The 15,923-nt window shown below is 63.0% G+C and carries 15 protein-coding genes; 5 read left to right on the forward strand and 10 right to left on the reverse strand.

Annotated elements, in window-relative coordinates; all coding sequences use genetic code 11:
- Nucleotides 1–310: 310 nt before the first annotated feature.
- Together rho and trxA are read right to left on the reverse strand one after the other, a co-directional pair.
- On the reverse strand, nt 311–1,570 hold the full coding sequence (rho, locus tag Q8Q83_RS15320; protein ID WP_305624991.1) for a transcription termination factor Rho: 1,260 nt from the start codon (nt 1,568–1,570) through the stop codon (nt 311–313).
- A gap of 240 nt (nt 1,571–1,810) precedes the next feature.
- The gene (trxA, locus tag Q8Q83_RS15325; protein WP_213639772.1) at nt 1,811–2,137 is read right to left on the reverse strand and encodes a thioredoxin TrxA; all 327 of its coding nucleotides are present in this window, start codon (nt 2,135–2,137) and stop codon (nt 1,811–1,813) included.
- 288 nt (nt 2,138–2,425) lie between these two features.
- On the opposite strand from trxA, the gene ppx reads away from it, so the two are divergent.
- A complete protein-coding gene (gene ppx, locus Q8Q83_RS15330) occupies nt 2,426–3,928 on the forward strand; it encodes an exopolyphosphatase (RefSeq protein WP_305624992.1) in 1,503 nt (500 codons plus the stop codon).
- Nucleotides 3,929–4,004: 76 nt separating this feature from the next.
- Here ppx and ppk1 read toward each other — a convergent pair whose 3' ends face one another.
- From ppk1 to Q8Q83_RS15345, 3 genes are all read right to left on the reverse strand, one after another.
- Nucleotides 4,005–6,212 carry a polyphosphate kinase 1 gene (ppk1, locus tag Q8Q83_RS15335; protein ID WP_305624993.1) on the reverse strand — a complete coding sequence of 736 codons (2,208 nt, stop codon included), beginning with the start codon at nt 6,210–6,212 and terminating at the stop codon, nt 4,005–4,007.
- A 22-nt stretch (nt 6,213–6,234) separates the two neighbouring features.
- A complete protein-coding gene (hemB, locus tag Q8Q83_RS15340) occupies nt 6,235–7,245 on the reverse strand; it encodes a porphobilinogen synthase (RefSeq protein ID WP_305624994.1) in 1,011 nt (336 codons plus the stop codon).
- 288 nt (nt 7,246–7,533) lie between these two features.
- Nucleotides 7,534–8,772 (reverse strand): sterol desaturase family protein, encoded by a 1,239-nt coding sequence (locus tag Q8Q83_RS15345; protein ID WP_305624995.1) that lies wholly within the window; start codon nt 8,770–8,772, stop codon nt 7,534–7,536.
- 156 nt (nt 8,773–8,928) lie between these two features.
- On the opposite strand from Q8Q83_RS15345, the gene elbB reads away from it, so the two are divergent.
- Nucleotides 8,929–9,591: an isoprenoid biosynthesis glyoxalase ElbB gene (elbB, locus tag Q8Q83_RS15350; protein WP_305624996.1), complete on the forward strand. Its 663-nt coding sequence runs from the start codon at nt 8,929–8,931 to the stop codon at nt 9,589–9,591.
- Nucleotides 9,592–9,728: 137 nt separating this feature from the next.
- Nucleotides 9,729–10,199: a thioesterase family protein gene (locus Q8Q83_RS15355; RefSeq protein ID WP_305624997.1), complete on the forward strand. Its 471-nt coding sequence runs from the start codon at nt 9,729–9,731 to the stop codon at nt 10,197–10,199.
- A 27-nt stretch (nt 10,200–10,226) separates the two neighbouring features.
- Here the strand turns inward: Q8Q83_RS15355 and Q8Q83_RS15360 are convergent, their stop codons facing one another.
- The 3 genes from Q8Q83_RS15360 to Q8Q83_RS15370 form a co-directional block, all read right to left on the reverse strand.
- Nucleotides 10,227–10,679: a YaiI/YqxD family protein gene (locus Q8Q83_RS15360; protein WP_305624998.1), complete on the reverse strand. Its 453-nt coding sequence runs from the start codon at nt 10,677–10,679 to the stop codon at nt 10,227–10,229.
- A 50-nt stretch (nt 10,680–10,729) separates the two neighbouring features.
- Nucleotides 10,730–11,359, reverse strand: coding sequence for a LysE family transporter (locus Q8Q83_RS15365; RefSeq protein WP_305624999.1), 630 nt, complete (start codon nt 11,357–11,359; stop codon nt 10,730–10,732).
- 114 nt (nt 11,360–11,473) lie between these two features.
- Nucleotides 11,474–13,384: an ATP-binding cassette domain-containing protein gene (locus Q8Q83_RS15370; protein WP_305625000.1), complete on the reverse strand. Its 1,911-nt coding sequence runs from the start codon at nt 13,382–13,384 to the stop codon at nt 11,474–11,476.
- A 50-nt stretch (nt 13,385–13,434) separates the two neighbouring features.
- On the opposite strand from Q8Q83_RS15370, the gene Q8Q83_RS15375 reads away from it, so the two are divergent.
- Nucleotides 13,435–13,899 carry a TIGR02444 family protein gene (locus Q8Q83_RS15375; protein ID WP_305625001.1) on the forward strand — a complete coding sequence of 155 codons (465 nt, stop codon included), beginning with the start codon at nt 13,435–13,437 and terminating at the stop codon, nt 13,897–13,899.
- Here the strand turns inward: Q8Q83_RS15375 and Q8Q83_RS15380 are convergent.
- The gene (locus tag Q8Q83_RS15380; RefSeq protein ID WP_371132419.1) at nt 13,896–14,732 is read right to left on the reverse strand and encodes an AlgP family protein; all 837 of its coding nucleotides are present in this window, start codon (nt 14,730–14,732) and stop codon (nt 13,896–13,898) included. The genes Q8Q83_RS15375 and Q8Q83_RS15380 overlap by 4 nt on opposite strands.
- 126 nt (nt 14,733–14,858) lie before the next feature.
- On the opposite strand from Q8Q83_RS15380, the gene Q8Q83_RS15385 reads away from it, so the two are divergent.
- A complete protein-coding gene (locus tag Q8Q83_RS15385) occupies nt 14,859–15,503 on the forward strand; it encodes an FKBP-type peptidyl-prolyl cis-trans isomerase (RefSeq protein WP_305625002.1) in 645 nt (214 codons plus the stop codon).
- A gap of 3 nt (nt 15,504–15,506) precedes the next feature.
- Here Q8Q83_RS15385 and rsd read toward each other — a convergent pair.
- Nucleotides 15,507–15,923 (reverse strand): sigma D regulator (rsd, locus tag Q8Q83_RS15390; protein WP_305625003.1); only part of this gene is annotated, 417 nt, incomplete at its 5' end.

Genomic DNA, 15,923 nt, shown 5'->3' on the forward strand with positions numbered 1-15,923 from the left:
AGTTCGCCGCGCTGTTCCAGACCGCGAATAAAGTCGCGCAGGTCGCGATACTGCATGTTTGAGCCTCGTGTCGGGCGGGGCAAATAAGGGCGCAAAGTTTAGCGCCGAAGTGGGTCTTTCAGAAGGTAGATACAACGCGCAGATGCACAAAAGCCGGGCTTACCCGGCTTTTGTGGAATGCATAAGTTTAGGATCGTAGCGAGCGAAGGTCAGGGCCGCACCCGCTCCCTGCGGTTAACGGCATTTCCCACATCCATGTGGGTCTCAAGGCGCAAGGCAGCACCACCTGCACAGCTCGCAGTAGATCCTCTTACTTACGCTTCATCGACATAAAGAACTCGTCGTTGGTCTTGGTCGCTTTCAGCTTGTCGATCAGGAACTCGATGGCGGCGATTTCGTCCATCGGGTGCAGCAGCTTGCGCAGAATCCACATGCGCTGCAGCTCGTCTTCGGCGGTCAGCAGCTCTTCGCGGCGGGTGCCCGAGCGGTTGATGTTGATCGCGGGGAATACGCGTTTCTCGGCGATACGACGATCCAGCGGCAGCTCCATATTGCCGGTGCCCTTGAATTCTTCGTAGATCACCTCATCCATCTTCGAGCCGGTTTCCACCAGCGCGGTGGCGATGATGGTCAGCGAACCGCCTTCCTCGATATTGCGCGCGGCGCCGAAGAAGCGCTTGGGCTTCTCCAGAGCGTGGGCGTCGACACCACCGGTGAGCACCTTGCCGGAGCTCGGGATCACGGTGTTGTAGGCACGCGCCAGACGGGTGATGGAGTCGAGCAGGATGACCACGTCCTTCTTGTGCTCGACCAGGCGCTTGGCCTTCTCGATCACCATCTCGGCGACCTGCACGTGGCGGGTCGGCGGTTCGTCGAAGGTGGAGGCGACCACTTCGCCGCGCACGGTGCGCTGCATCTCGGTCACTTCTTCCGGGCGCTCGTCGATCAGCAGCACGATCAGGTGGCACTCGGGGTTGTTGCGTGTGATGTTCGCCGCGATGTTCTGCAGCATGATGGTCTTACCGGCTTTCGGCGGTGATACGATCAGGCCACGCTGACCCTTGCCGATCGGCGCACAGAGGTCGATGACGCGGGCGGTAATGTCTTCGGTGGAGCCGTTACCGGCTTCCATGACCAGACGCTTGGTGGGGAACAGCGGCGTCAGGTTTTCGAACAGAATCTTGTTCTTGGCGTTTTCCGGGCGGTCGTAGTTGATGGTATCGACCTTGAGCAGCGCGAAATAACGCTCGCCTTCTTTCGGCGGACGGATCTTGCCGACTATGGTGTCGCCGGTGCGCAAGTTGAAGCGGCGGATCTGGCTCGGCGAGACGTAGATGTCGTCGGGGCCGGCGAGATACGAGGCATCCGCGGAACGGAGGAAGCCGAAGCCGTCCTGGAGAATCTCCAGCACGCCATCACCGGAGATTTCCTCACCGCTTTTAGCGTGTTTTTTCAACAGCGAGAAAATCACGTCCTGCTTGCGCGAACGGGCCATGTTTTCCAGGCCCATCTGTTCGGCGAGTTCCAGCAGTTCGGTGATCGGCTTTTGCTTGAGTTCGGTCAGATTCATAGGAATGACGTAATTCATGAAGGAGGGGAAATAAGCTATTTAGCTTGGGAGGCCGCGCCGCTGAGAAGGCGATTGGATCGCCTGCGTGTATCGAGGGTATTCGCGTAGGAACCCGTCGGCGACGGCTTGCAGGGGGCTGCATAGGAAATGCAGCGAGGCCGAATGTAACACCGGCTTTAGCGGCACGTCCAGCATTCAGACAGAAAAAAGCCCCGTGATTTACGGGGCTTTGCGGGCAACTTAGATATTGCTGTCGAGGAAGGCCGCCAGTTGCGACTTGGACAGAGCGCCGACCTTGGTGGCTTCGACGTTGCCGTTCTTGAACAGCATCAGGGTCGGGATGCCACGCACGCCGTACTTCGGCGGGGTGTCCTGGTTTTCGTCGATGTTCAGCTTGCAGACTTTCAGTTTGCCTTGGTAGGTCTGGGCGATCTCATCCAGAACCGGCGCGATCATCTTGCACGGGCCACACCACTCAGCCCAGTAGTCGACCAGTACCGGACCTTCGGCCTGGATCACCTCCTGATCGAAGCTGGCGTCACTGACATTGGTGATGAATTCGCTCATGGAAAGTCTCCGTGTTCGGAAGCAAAAGATGGCCGACATCATAGCCCGGCTTTCCCCGCACAGGAAGGCAAGCGCCATTGAGCTTCTCTATGGCTTTGCGCTGCCGGCCTAATCAGACGCGGCGAATACTGCCCTGAGCGCGCCCCACTGCTCGGCCCGCCGGCCCTTGCACGGCGGCGCCTGGCGGGCATGGGCGAGCCCGGACAGGCCCCTGCGACACTAGTATGCGTTGGCGAGGCCTGCCTATCGTGGCACGATGGCCCGGTTCCGTAGCGAGTCGTCTCCGTCATGCCGCATACCCCTGCAGAGTCTTTCCCTTTGATTGCAGCCATCGATCTGGGCTCCAACAGCTTCCACATGGTGCTGGCCAAAGCCGACCATGGCGAGCTGCGCATCCTCGAACGCCTCGGCGACAAGGTGCAATTGGCCGCCGGCATCGACGAGCAGCGCCTGCTCAGCGAAGAGGCCATGCTGCGCGGGCTCGACTGCCTGCGTCGTTTCGCCCAGCTGACCGCCAGCCTGCCGGATGGCGCGGTGCGCATAGTCGGCACCAATGCCCTGCGCGAAGCGCGCAACCGCGCCGACTTTATCCACCGCGCCGAAGCCATACTCGGCCACCCGGTGGAGGTGATTTCCGGCCGCGAAGAAGCACGCCTGATCTACCTCGGCGTATCCCACAGCATCGCCGACACCCCAGGCAAGCGCCTGGTGACCGATATCGGCGGCGGCAGCACCGAGTTCGTGATCGGCCAACGCTTCGAGCCCTTATTACGCGAGAGCCTGCAGATGGGCTGCGTGAGCTTTACCCAGCGTTTCTTCAAGGACGGCAAGATCACCCCGGCGCGCTACGCCCAGGCCTACACGGCCGCGCGCCTGGAGCTGATGACCATAGAGCACGCCCTGCGCCGCCTGGGTTGGGAAGATGCGGTCGGCGCTTCGGGCACCATCAAGGCCATCGGCCTGGCCATTCAGGCCGCCGGCCTGGGCAACGGCGAGGTCAATCCACAGGGGCTGGCCTGGCTGAAACGCAAGTTGTTCAAGATAGGCGAGGCGGAAAAGCTCGACCTCGACGGTATCAAGGCCGATCGCCGCAGCATCTTCCCGGCCGGCCTGGCCATACTCGAAGCCATCTTCGACGCCTGCGACCTGCAGCGCATGAGTCACTCCGAGGGCGCGCTGCGTGAGGGCGTGCTGTATGACCTGCTCGGCCGCCACCAGCATGAAGACGTGCGCGAACGCACCCTCGGCTCGCTGCTGGAGCGTTATCACGTCGATCTGGAACAGGCCGCGCGGGTCGAAAGCAAGGCGCTGTCGGCCCTGGAGAAAGTCGCCGAGGATTGGCAACTGCAGGACGACTGGCACCGCGAGCTGCTGCTGTGGGCCGCCCGGGTGCACGAAATCGGCCTGGATATCGCCCACTATCAGTACCACAAGCACGGTGCCTACCTGATCGAACACTCCGACCTGTCCGGCTTCTCGCGCCAGGACCAGCAGATGCTGGCCCTGCTGGTACGCGGCCACCGGCGCAATATTCCCAAGGACAAGTTCGCCGAGTTCGGCGCAGAGGGGATCAAGCTGGTCCGCCTGTGCGTGCTGCTGCGCTTTGCCATCCTGTTCCACCATATCCGCGGCAGCCAGGAAATGCCCAACGTGCAGCTCAAGGTCGCCGGGCAGAGCCTGGAAATCCACTTCCCCGAGGGTTGGCTGCAAGCCAATCCGCTGACCCAGGCGGATTTCACCCAGGAAGCGGAATGGCTCAAGCGCGTCGGTATCGAACTGAGCGTGCGCTGACGCTCCCCCTCTCCCGCCCTTTGGGCACCCTCTCCCATAAAATGGGAGAGAGTCATCAGATGGCTGCAAGCAGCCTTTATCGTACGCTGATCAGGGGCGCGGTCAGCTTCTCCAGCAGACCCGCCTGAGCGCTGCGCGGGTTCTGATTGCCGGTTGGGCTGCAACGCAGATAACGCCCGTCCGGCTGCAGCACCCAGCTCTGGGTGTTGTCGGTCAGGTAGACTTCCAGCTCCCTCTTCACCCGCAAAATCAGCTTCTTGCCCTCCACCGGGAAGCAGGTCTCGACGCGTTTGTCGAGGTTGCGCTCCATCCAGTCGGCGCTGGACAGGTAGATCTTCTCCTCGCCGCCATTGAGGAAGTAGAACACCCGGGTGTGCTCGAGGAAGCGGCCGATGATCGAGCGCACCTGGATATTGTGCGAGACGCCGACAATGCCCGGGCGCAGGCAGCACATGCCGCGCACCACCAGATCGATCTTCACCCCGGTCTGGCTGGCCTTGTACAGCGCGCGAATGATCTTCGGGTCGGTCAAGGAATTGAACTTGGCGATGATATGCGCCGGCTTACCTTCGGCGGCCAGGGTGGTTTCCTTGGTGATCAGGTCGAGCAGGGCCTTCTTCAGGGTGAAGGGCGCATGCAAGAGCTTTTTCATGCGCAGGGTCTTGCCCATGCCGATCAGCTGGCTGAACAGCTTGGACACGTCCTCGCACAGCGCCGCGTCGGCGGTGAGCAGGCTGTAGTCGGTGTACAGCCTGGCATTGCCGGCGTGGTAGTTGCCGGTGCCGAGGTGGGCGTAGCGCACTATATCGCCGCTCTCGCGGCGCAGGATCAGCATCATCTTGGCGTGGGTCTTGAAGCCTACCACGCCATAGATCACCACCGCGCCGGCGGCCTGCAGGCGGCTGGCCAGCTGCAGGTTGGACTCCTCATCGAAACGCGCGCGCAGCTCGATCACCGCGGTGACTTCCTTGCCGTTGCGCGCCGCGTCCACCAGGGCGTCGACTATCTCCGAGTTGGCGCCGCTGCGATACAGGGTCTGCTTGATCGCCAGCACATGGGGGTCTTTCGCCGCCTGACGCAGCAAGTCGACCACCGGGGTGAAGGACTCGAAGGGGTGCAACAGCAGCACGTCCTGCTTGCTGATCACGCCGAACAGGTTGTCGCTGTTCTGCAGCAGCTTGGGGATCACCGGGGTGAAGGGCTTGTATTGCAGCTCCGGGTGACTGTCCAGGCCGGTGATGGCGAACAGGCGGGTCAGGTTGACCGGACCGCCCACCCGGTACAGCTCGCTCTCGCTCAGGCTGAACTGCTTGAGCAGATAATCCAGCAGCGGCCGCGGGCAGGTGTCCACCACCTCCAGGCGCACCGCATCGCCGTAACGCCGCGACAGCAGCTCGCCGCGCAGGGCGCGGGCCAGGTCTTCGACGTCCTCGGTATCCACCGACAGGTCGGCGTTACGGGTCAGGCGGAACTGGTAGCAACCCTTGACCTTCATGCCCTGGAACAGGTCATCGGCGTGGGCGTGGATCATCGAGGAGAGGAACACATAGTTGTCCCCCGCCCCGCCAACCTCTTCCGGCACCCGGATGATCCGCGGCAGCAAGCGCGGCGCCGGGATGATCGCCAGCCCCGAATCGCGACCGAAGGCGTCGACGCCTTCCAGCTCGACGATAAAGTTCAGACTCTTGTTCACCAGCAACGGGAAGGGATGCGTCGGATCGAGGCCGATGGGGGTGATGATCGGCGCGATCTCGTCGCGGAAATAGCGGCGCACCCAGGCCTTCAGCTTGGTGGTCCAGAAGCGCCGGCGGATGAAATTGACATTGTGCTTGGCCAACGCCGGAAACAGGTTGTCGTTGAGAATGGCGTACTGCCGCTCGACCTGCTCGTGCACCAGCTCGGCGATCCGCGCCAACGCCTGGTGCGGCTGCAAACCATCGGCACCGGCCTGCTCGCGGGCGAAGTTGATCTGTTTCTTCAGCCCGGCGACGCGTATCTCGAAGAACTCATCGAGGTTGCTGGAAAAAATCAGCAGGAACTTCAGCCGTTCCAACAACGGATAGGACTCGTCCAGCGCCTGCTCCAGCACGCGGATATTGAATTTCAGCTGCGACAGTTCGCGGTGGATATACAGGCTACTGTCATCCAGATTGGGGATCACCAGCGGCGGCACCACCGCCACTGGAGCTTCAACCGGAGCAGCTTGCTCCGCCACGACCAGCGCCTCCTCAACCATCGGCTGGGCATCCTGCACTTCGCTAATACTGAGTCCTTCGGTGTTCATCACAAATGTCCTGGGGGCTTGATTACCCCTGCTTTAGCAGTTCTGCCGCACGTACGGCGAAATAAGTCAGGATGCCATCGGCACCCGCGCGTTTAAAGGCCGTCAGCGATTCCAGTATCACCGCCTCGCCCAGCCAACCGTTCTGGATCGCGGCCATATGCATGGCGTACTCGCCGCTGACCTGATAGACAAAGGTCGGCACGCGGAATTCCGTTTTCACCCGCTGGAGAATGTCCAGGTAGGGCATGCCCGGTTTGACCATCACCATATCCGCGCCTTCGGCCAGATCCGCCGCCACTTCGTGCAGGGCTTCGTCGCCATTGGCCGGGTCCATCTGATAGCTGGCCTTGTTGGCCTTGCCAAGGTTGGCGGCCGAGCCCACCGCGTCGCGGAACGGGCCGTAGTAGGCGCTGGCGTACTTGGCCGAGTAGGCCATGATGCGCACGTTGTTATGGTCGGCCAGCTCAAGCGCTTCGCGGATCGCCTGCACGCGGCCGTCCATCATGTCCGAGGGCGCGACCACCTGGGCACCGGCGGCGGCATGGGACAGCGCCTGCTTGACCAGGGCATCGACGGTGATGTCGTTCTGCACATAGCCGGACTCATCGAGGATGCCGTCCTGACCATGGGTGGTAAAAGGGTCCAGGGCCACGTCGCTGATCACCCCCAGCTCCGGGAACTTCGCGCGCAGGGCGCGAATCGCGCGCTGGGCGATGCCCTCAGGATTCCAGGCCTCTTCGCCGAGCAGAGATTTCTTCTCCAGCGGCGTTACCGGAAACAGCGCCAGCGCCGGAATACCCAGGGCCACCCATTTCTCCGCTTCCTGCAGCAGCAGGTCGATGGACAGGCGCTCGACGCCGGGCATGGAGGCGATCGCCTCGCGGCGGTTTTCGCCGTCCAGCACGAACACCGGCAGGATCAGGTCATCGACGCTCAAGCGGTGCTCGCGCACCAGGCGCCGGGAGAACTCATCGCGGCGGTTACGGCGCAGGCGGGTGGCGGGGAACAGGCGGTTGGCGGGGGTAAAGCTCACGACAGACTCCAGAGCCCGCAAGCACGGGCGAGTGTGACAGTTATAAGCAGTCATTATGACCAAAGTATGACGGCGCACGACAGCGCTGCGGCCGCTTTACCCTCAACCCACGCAGAATAACCCTCAGCACATAGCAGGAATACGGCCAAGGTCTAGGAGCCTGTCCGAGAATAGCCATTGGCTGCCAATTGTAGGTTGGCGCTGAGGAACGAAGCCCAACAAAATCAGCATGCTGGGCTTCGCGGAGCTCAGCCCAACCTACAAAAATCCGCATTCTCGGACAGGCTCCTAGCAGGCCGGCACTGCCGACTGGGCGCGCGGCATGCAACACAGCGCCGCCACACTGAGCAGGCTGTAGCCCAGCAACAGCGGCCAAACCAGCACTTGCGCCGGCAGCAAGCCAAGCTGCAGCGCCAGCCAGGCCCCTGGCAGATTAAGCAGCAGGCGCAGCAATTCCAGACGCTTGGCCAGCGGGCGGTTTTCCAGCCAGACGCCGATCACATAGAGGCCGAAGGCCATCCAGGCCAGGCCAAGCAGCCGCGCCGGCCAATCGAGGTTCTCGCCCCAGGCCAGCAGGCCGGTACCGATCACTGCATAGAGACTGAACTGCGCGAGCGCATAGCGCTTCTGCGCCCGGCTTAGGGGCACCTCGAATTTGCCGAACTGGCCGAGGTCCACCTTGCCCTGTGGGTATTGCGCCGCCACATCGGCCGGGCGCCAGCCGGTGCGCATAAACCAGATGCGCAACTTGTCCCACCAGGACTCGGCGCGCACGGCGTCGTGCCACAGCGCCATATAGAACTGCAGGTTGGCCCACAACGGGTTCCAGCTGGCCAGCGGCGTGGTCACGCCGAAGATCACCGGATGCTCGTCCAGCTCTTCCTGGAAGCTGCCGAACAGACGGTCCCAGACAATAAACACGCCGCCGTAATTGCGATCCATATAAATAGCGTTCTGCGCATGGTGCACGCGATGATTGGACGGCGTGATAAATAGCCATTCGAACCAGCCCAGCTTGGGCACATGGCGGGTATGCACCCAGAATTGATAGAGCAGGTTGAGCGCCGCCACGCTGAGAAACACCAGCGGCGGCACCCCGAGCAAGGCCATCGGCAGATAGAAGAGCCAGCCGAACAGAAAGCCCGTGCTGCTCTGGCGCAGCGCGGTGGAGAGGTTGTAGTCCTCGCTCTGATGATGCACCGAGTGCGCCGCCCACAGCACATTGCGCTCATGGCCCAGGCGATGGTTCCAGTAGTAGCAGAAGTCATACAAGACAAAGGCCAAGCCCCAGATCCACAGGCTCTCGGCGGACAGCTCGAACAACGCCAACTGCTGCCAGGCCAGGGTGTAGCTGAACAGGCCAACCGCCTTAGTCAGCAAACCACTGGTGGTCGACAGCACCCCGGCGCTCAGGCTGTTGAGCGCATCGGCCAGGCGGTAGTTGCTGATGCCACGCCAGCGGTCGGCCAACAGCTCCAGGACGATCAGCAGCAAGAAAAAGGGCACGGCATAGAGGATGTAATTCATAGTGTCGCCATATCGTTGTGCGGCTAGGATTGCTAAAGGAATCCTAGCCCGGTCGCCCGCCATCCTCGCGGCGCTGCATGCCAACCTGGGCGGCATATGGCGACAGCCAATAAGCCACAATGTAAATAGACAGGGCTTAGCAATCAGGAGAAGTGGATGAACAAGAAAGTCGCGGTGATTCTTTCCGGCTGTGGTGTCTACGACGGCGCGGAAATCCATGAAAGCGTGATCACCCTGTTGCGCCTCGACCAGCGTGGCGCCCAGGTGCAGTGCTTTGCCCCCAACGTGCCGCAGCTGCATGTGGTCGACCATTACAGCGGCGATGAGATGGACGACTCGCGCAATGTACTGGTCGAGTCCGCGCGCATCGCCCGCGGCCAGATCAAGGACGTCAAGGAACTGCACGTCGGCGACTTCGACGCGCTGATCCTGCCCGGTGGCTTCGGCGTGGCGAAGAACCTCTCCGACTTCGCCATCAGCGGCGCCAACTGCACGGTACAGCCCGATGTGCTGAGCGCTGCCCAGGCCTTCGTCAAAGCCGGCAAGCCGCTCGGCCTGATCTGCATAGCCCCGGCGCTGGCGGCGAAGATCTTCGGCAACGGGGTGATCTGCTCCATAGGCAAAGACCACGAAACCGCCGCGGCCCTGGTGCAGATGGGCGCCGTGCACCACGAGTGCGAAGTCAGCGAAATAGTCGAAGACCCGGCGCGCAAGCTGGTGACCACACCGGCCTATATGCTCGCCCAGTCGATCAGCGAAGCCGCTTCGGGGATCAATAAGCTGGTGGATAGAGTGCTTGAACTCAGCCACCCGGCTTGAGACCCAGATCTGATCAGCCCCCAATCAGGTCCTAATCAAGTCAATCGTGCCAATGCGCGCGGCACACCGGCCGCGCCTCTGGTCAGGCCGGCGACAGTGCGGCAGTTTGAACCCATACCCGTACAGGCCCAGCCCTTATGACCAACCAACCCTTCGAACTCAACGCCGAACTGCAGCAGGCGGTCAGCCTGTTCTTCCAACGCATTCCGTTTAACCAGATGCTCGGCATCGAGCTGGATGAACTCAGCGCGCAGCGGGTGACCATGCACCTGCCGATGAAGCCCGAGCTGATCGGCAACTTCGTCCAGGGCATCCTGCATGGCGGGGTGATTTCCTCGCTGCTGGATGTGGCCGGTGGCGCCATGGCGCTGATCGGCGCCTTCGACAAGCACCAGCACCTGGCCAGCGCCGAACGCATGGCGCGGCTGTCCAAGCTCGGCACCATCGACCTGCGCGTCGACTACCTGCGCCCCGGCCGCGGACAGCGCTTTACCGCCACCGCAGTGTTGCTGCGTTCGGGCAATAAGGTAGCGGTGGTGCGCAGCGAATTGCACAGCGATGACGGTACCCTGGTGGCCGTGGGTACCGGCACCTATCTCTGCGGGTAACTCCATTGCCTGGGTCGATGCGTAGGCCTAGCCGCGCAGCAGGCGGGTAAGGATGCGATCCAGGGAATTGGCGAAGGCCTGCTTGTCGCGCTCGGCATAAGGGCCCTGACCGCCACCGATCTGCCCCTGTTCGCGCAACTCGGTAAACAGGTTACGCACCGCCAGCTTGTCACCCATATTGCGTTCATCGAACTCGCGGCCCCGCGGATCCAGGGCCGCCACGCCCTTCTTGACCAGACGGTCGGCCAGCGGTACATCGCTGCAGATCACCAGCTCGCCGGGCTGCGCGTGCTCGACCAGATAATCGTCGGCCGCATCCGGGCCGCTGGGCACCACGATCAGCCGCACGCAGGCATAGGCCGGCTTGATCTGCGCCTGGCCTGCCACCAGCAGCACCTCGAAACTGCGCTTCAGGGCAAACTTGACCACCAGCTCCTTGGCCGCCTTGGGGCAGGCGTCGGCATCTATCCATACGCGCATCTAGATATTTCCCTGGTTAACCCGGTATGCGTTCGCCAGCGCCGCCATGCTCAAGCCGTCGCCCGCCGTACCGTGGCCAACAGGGCGGCGGCGCCGACAAACAGCACGCCGAAACTACGATTCATGATGCGCTGCTGGCGCGGCGAACTCAGGGCACGCAGCACCCGCACGGCCAGGCCGGTGTAGCCGGCCATGACGATCAGGTCGACGCAGATCATGGTCACGCCCATCAACAGGTACTGCGCCAGCAGCGGTGCTTGCGGATTGAGGAACTGCGGCAGCACCGCGAGCATAAAGACGATGGCCTTGGGGTTGCTGAAGTTGACCAGAAAGCCGCGCAGCACCAGGGTCAACGGCCGTCCCAGGGGGCGCTCGGTTTGTGCCGTCATAGCGCTGGGCAGGGCCTGCCACTGGCGATAGCCGAGGTAGACCAGATAGACCACGCCGAACCACTTGATCAGGCTGAAGGCCAACTCAGAGGCCGCCAGAATCGCCCCGACTCCGGCGGCGACTATGGCGATTTGCAGGGCCAAACCCAGCTGCAAACCCAGGGCGTTCCAGTAACCGCGCCAGAAGCCGTATTGCAACCCGGCGGACATCGAGGCAATGGCCCCAGCCCCAGGCGACAGGCTGATCAGCCAACAAGCGACAAAGAACGCGAGCCAGGTTTCGAGTGCCATGGCGGATACCTCCAGCGGAGTAATAAAGGGCTGCTAAAGCAAAAGGGGCAGGCCGATTAGCCTACCCCTTGTTGCCCGGCTCGCCCACCCCGCTCAAGCAGCTTGGAGCGCCCTTCAGCTGGCGGCTTCCAGTTCGGCCTGTAGAGCCTCGAGGGTTTCCAGGGCGTGCAACCAGCGCTCTTCCAGATCGCCTTCGCGGCTTTTCAACTTGGCCTGCTCGGCCAGGGCATCGCGCAATTCGTCCTTGCGCGCGGCCTCATACAGCCCAGCGTCGCCCAGGCGGACTTCCACCGCGGCGAGCTTTTCATGCAACTGGCCGAGCTCCTTTTCCAGCTTGTCGGCTTCGCGCTTGAGCGGCGCCAGTTGCTGGCGCAACGCGGCGGCGGCCTGACGCTGGGCGCGCTTGTCGGTCTTATCCGGATTGCTCTCGGCGCTACTTTGCGGCGCCTGGCGCACGCGGTAATCCACCAGCCAGCGCGCGTAGTCTTCCAGGTCACCGTCGAACGCCTGCACCCGGCCATCGGCGACCAGGAGGAACTCATCGGTGGTGCTTTTCAGCAGATGCCGATCGTGGGACACCACCACCACGGCGCCGCTGAATTCCTGCAGGGCCATGGTCAGGGCCAGGCGCATTTCCAGGTCGAGGTGGTTGGTCGGTTCGTCCAGCAGCAGCAGGTTGGGCTTGCCCCAGGCGATCAGCGCCAGGGCCAGGCGGGCCTTTTCGCCACCGGAGAAATTCAGCACCGGCTCGTCGCAACGCGGGCCACGGAAATCGAAACCGCCGAGAAAGTCGCGCAGGGTCTGTTCGCGCTCGCTGGGCGCCAGGCGCTGGAAGTGCAGCAGCGGGCTGGCCTTATCGTCCAGGGCGTCGAGCTGATGCTGGGCGAAGTAGCCGACCACCAGGTTTTCGCCACGCTGCAGGCGGCCACTGATGGGTTGTAGCTCGCCGGCGAGGTTCTTGATCAGGGTCGACTTGCCCGCGCCGTTCGGCCCGAGCAGGCCCAGGCGCGCACCGGGGGTCAGCTGCAACTTGACCTGCTCCAGCACCACCTTGTCGCCATAACCGAGACGGCCTTCGCTGAGATCCAGCAGCGGGCTGGAAATCTTATCGGCCTCGCGGAAGCTGAAATCGAAGGGCGAATCGACATGGGCGGCGGACAGCTCCTCCATGCGTTCCAGCGCCTTGATCCGGCTCTGCGCCTGGCGCGCCTTGGTCGCCTGGGCCTTGAAGCGGGCAATGTATTTCTCCATATGCGCGCGTTGCACCTGCTGCTTCTCGAACGCCTGCTGCTGCTGGGCCAGGCGCTCGGCGCGGGTGCGTTCGAAGGCCGAATAACCGCCGCGGTATAGGGTCAGCTTGCGCTGCTCGACGTGGGCGACGTGATCGACCACCGCATCGAGGAAATCGCGGTCATGGGAAATCAGCAGCAAGGTGCCGGGATAACTCTGCAGCCAGCCCTCCAGCCAGAGGATCGCGTCCAGGTCCAGGTGGTTGGTCGGCTCGTCGAGCAGCAGCAGGTCGGACGGGCACATCAACGCCTGCGCCAGGTTCAGGCGCATGCGCCAGCCGCCGGAGAAGTCGCCAACGCGGCGATCCATCTGCGCACTGTCGAAGCCCAGGCCGGCGAGCAACTTGCGCGCACGGGCGTCGGCGCTGTAGCCGTCGAGGTTGTCCAGTTCGGTATGCAGGCGGGCAATAGACGCGCCGTCATGGGCGGCCTCGGCCACGGCCAGTTCGGCTTGCACCTTGCGCAGCTGCAGGTCGCCATCGAGCACATAATCCACCGCCTGGCGCTCGACCGCGTCGATCTCCTGGCGCATATGGGCAATGCGCCAGTCGGCGGGAATCAGGCAGTCGCCCGCATCCGCGCTGAGCTCGCCGCGCAGCAGGGCGAACAGGCTGGATTTGCCGGCGCCGTTGGCACCGATCAGGCCGGCTTTATGGCCGGGATGCAGGGTCATCTCGGCGTCTTCTAGCAGACGCTGAGGGCCACGCTGTAAAGTCAGGTTCTGGAGTCGGATCATAATGGCGGCGGAGTCTACCAGAGTCCCCCTTGAGAAATCCGGAAAGCACCATGCCCACTGACCTGTGGCGATTCGCCGAAGAGCTCTACCAACGCCCAGGCGTCGAAGCCGCCTGCCTGCAACTGCAAGAACAGGGCGCGGATATCTGTCTGCTGCTCTGCGCGGCCTGGCTCGACCGGCGCCAGGCTGCCTGCAGCGATCAGCGCTGCGACGTCTTGCGCAGCCTGGCGCGGCCCTGGCAGGAACAGGTGGTGCTGCCGCTCAGGCAACTGCGGCAAGGCTGGCGCGCCCCAGCCCAGAGCGATAAGGCCCTGGCGCAGCTGCGCGAGCAGGTCAAACGACTCGAGCTGTCGGCCGAACGGGAACTGCTGCAGCGCCTGGCCGCTATCAGCCAGGACTGGCCGAGCGCGGCTGCAGCGGAGCGAGGTGACTGGCTAGAACAGCTGACACCTGAAGGAGCAAGCCATGACGCGCTGCAGGTGCTGCGCGTCGCGGCGGCTTGCATGCAGGTTTAGCCCGCGTTTGGCGGCGTGCTGCCATTGCCGCTTGCGGCAGGTGCAGCGGACTCGGCGAGCGGCGCCTTGTCCGCAGCCGGCTTGGCGGCAACAGCTTTGGTCGCCGGTTTTTTCGCCGCTGGCTTGGCTGCCGCTTTAGCGGCGGGTTTAGCCGCTGGCTTGCTGGCCGCCTTGCTCGCCGGCGCCTTAGCCGCCGCCGGCTTGGCTGCCGACTTAGGCGCTACTGGCTTGGCGCTAGTGGCCGGTTTGGCCGGCGCTTTGCTGGCCGGGCTAGCCGCCACTGGTTTGGCCACTGGTTTGGCCGCCGCTTTGGCCGGCGCCTTGGCGGCAGGCTTGGCCGCGACCTTGCTGGCTGGCGCTTTAGCCGGTGCCTTAGCCGCAACGGGCTTGGCCGCAGACTTAAGCATGGCGGCCTTGGCCGTACGGCTATCCAGGGCCTTGCTTACGGCTTCTTTGACCTTGCCTATACCTTGGGCCAGCTTCAGGCTTTCCTGGGCGTCGCGTTTGAGCCCGGCGATATAGCTGCGGGTTTCGCTTTGCCGATCCTTGAGGGCATCGAGCAGCTCCTCAAGTTCAGCCACCACCTCCTTGGCTTTGGCCAGAGCCTTGGCTTTGCCCGCTACGGCGGCGTCTTGCAGTTGGCTGCGCGCCTTGTGCAGATTTTCCTGGGCTTTGCCGCGCTGTTTTTCCAGCTTGGCGAGCAGCTTCTCGGCATCGACCAAGGCCCGGGTGCAGGCATCCTCGAGATGCTCGAGCAGGCTGCTGGAAAGTTGCTGCAGCAAATGCAGCGGGGTACTGACCGACTTCTTCTTTGGGTTTTTTGTAGCCGACATGACGCGCCTCCTGGCGGATGAAGATGCCGGTCATACTAGACCTCCTGCCTCCCACGTCGCTACCTCACGCATTGAGCCCACGCCCATGCCTGGCATAATCAACCCACCTTTGGCTGGAGAACACCTATGCCGCGCCTTCTCATTTTATTCTTCTGCCTAATCGCGCCGCTCGCCCAGGCCGAAGAACACGCCCACGATTTGGCCTATAGCCTGGGTGTGCGCCTGGGCGAGCGGCTACGCGACGAGGTGCCGGACCTGGAGCTGCAAGCACTGCTCGACGGCCTGCAGCAGGCCTATCGCGATGAGCCGCTGGCGCTGGATGCGCAGCGCATCGAAAGCCTCCTGGCCGAGCACGAAGCCCGGCTCGCCAGCGCCCCGGAAAAAATCGAGAAGGCCATAGCGGCGGAGCAGCACTTTCTCGCCCAGGAAAAAGCCAAGCCGGGAGTGCGCGTCTTGCGCAATGGCGTGCTGATGCAGGAAATACGCCCGGGCCACGGCCCTAAACCCCAGACAAAAAGCAGCGTGCAGGTGCGCTATGTCGGCCAGCTGGCCGACGGCAGCCAGTTCGACGAGAGCCAAAGTGCGCAGTGGTTTCGGTTGGACAGTGTGATCGCCGGATGGCGCAGCGCCCTGCTGGAGATGCCGGTGGGTGCGCAATGGCGTCTGGTGATTCCGTCCGCCGAGGCCTATGGCGAAGAAGGCGCAGGCGATGTGATTCCGCCTTACTCGCCCCTGGTGTTCGAGCTGGAGCTGCTCGACACCCGGGACTAGCGCTTAGAGGGCCGGAGTACCCTGCTCTTGGTGGGCGTTATGCAGGACTTCGATCAGGCAGTCTTCCAGCTCGAAACGTTCGTGCAGCAACTGCCCGAGTCGTTTCAGCTCATCGATCAACGAGACAGAGTCGTGACAATCGCCGTTATCGCAGCGGTCATTGAAGGCCAATGCCACTTCGGTGATCGCTTCGATGCGTGGGTAGATCTGCTTGGCCAGATCGAGGCCGCGCTGGTCGCCGAAAGCCTTGGCTTCGCTGGTCAACTGTTCGTAGACCTCGAAGTGCCCGGCTGACACATAGTCGACGAGGACTTCACAGAAACTCTGCAGAGCCCCGGCATTGGCGCTTGGCGCTTGCGGCGAACTGTTGATGGCGGCGTAGGCGTTCACCAGTTCTTGACGCTCTTGCAGCCAGCGGTC

This window comes from Pseudomonas sp. (genome assembly GCF_030696055.1).
GTDB lineage: Bacteria > Pseudomonadota > Gammaproteobacteria > Pseudomonadales > Pseudomonadaceae > Aquipseudomonas.

Bases quoted from the DNA above. Each gene is read 5' to 3' on its own strand.
- rho (WP_305624991.1), bottom strand. From the start codon at position 1,570: ATGAATCTGACCGAACTCAAGCAAAAGCCGATCACCGAACTGCTGGAA.
- trxA (WP_213639772.1), bottom strand. From the start codon at position 2,137: ATGAGCGAATTCATCACCAATGTCAGTGACGCCAGCTTCGATCAGGAG.
- ppx (WP_305624992.1), top strand. From the start codon at position 2,426: ATGCCGCATACCCCTGCAGAGTCTTTCCCTTTGATTGCAGCCATCGAT.
- ppk1 (WP_305624993.1), bottom strand. From the start codon at position 6,212: ATGAACACCGAAGGACTCAGTATTAGCGAAGTGCAGGATGCCCAGCCG.
- Q8Q83_RS15345 (WP_305624995.1), bottom strand. From the start codon at position 8,772: ATGAATTACATCCTCTATGCCGTGCCCTTTTTCTTGCTGCTGATCGTC.
- elbB (WP_305624996.1), top strand. From the start codon at position 8,929: ATGAACAAGAAAGTCGCGGTGATTCTTTCCGGCTGTGGTGTCTACGAC.
- Q8Q83_RS15355 (WP_305624997.1), top strand. From the start codon at position 9,729: ATGACCAACCAACCCTTCGAACTCAACGCCGAACTGCAGCAGGCGGTC.
- Q8Q83_RS15360 (WP_305624998.1), bottom strand. From the start codon at position 10,679: ATGCGCGTATGGATAGATGCCGACGCCTGCCCCAAGGCGGCCAAGGAG.
- Q8Q83_RS15365 (WP_305624999.1), bottom strand. From the start codon at position 11,359: ATGGCACTCGAAACCTGGCTCGCGTTCTTTGTCGCTTGTTGGCTGATC.
- Q8Q83_RS15370 (WP_305625000.1), bottom strand. From the start codon at position 13,384: ATGATCCGACTCCAGAACCTGACTTTACAGCGTGGCCCTCAGCGTCTG.
- Q8Q83_RS15375 (WP_305625001.1), top strand. From the start codon at position 13,435: ATGCCCACTGACCTGTGGCGATTCGCCGAAGAGCTCTACCAACGCCCA.
- Q8Q83_RS15380 (WP_371132419.1), bottom strand. From the start codon at position 14,732: ATGTCGGCTACAAAAAACCCAAAGAAGAAGTCGGTCAGTACCCCGCTG.
- Q8Q83_RS15385 (WP_305625002.1), top strand. From the start codon at position 14,859: ATGCCGCGCCTTCTCATTTTATTCTTCTGCCTAATCGCGCCGCTCGCC.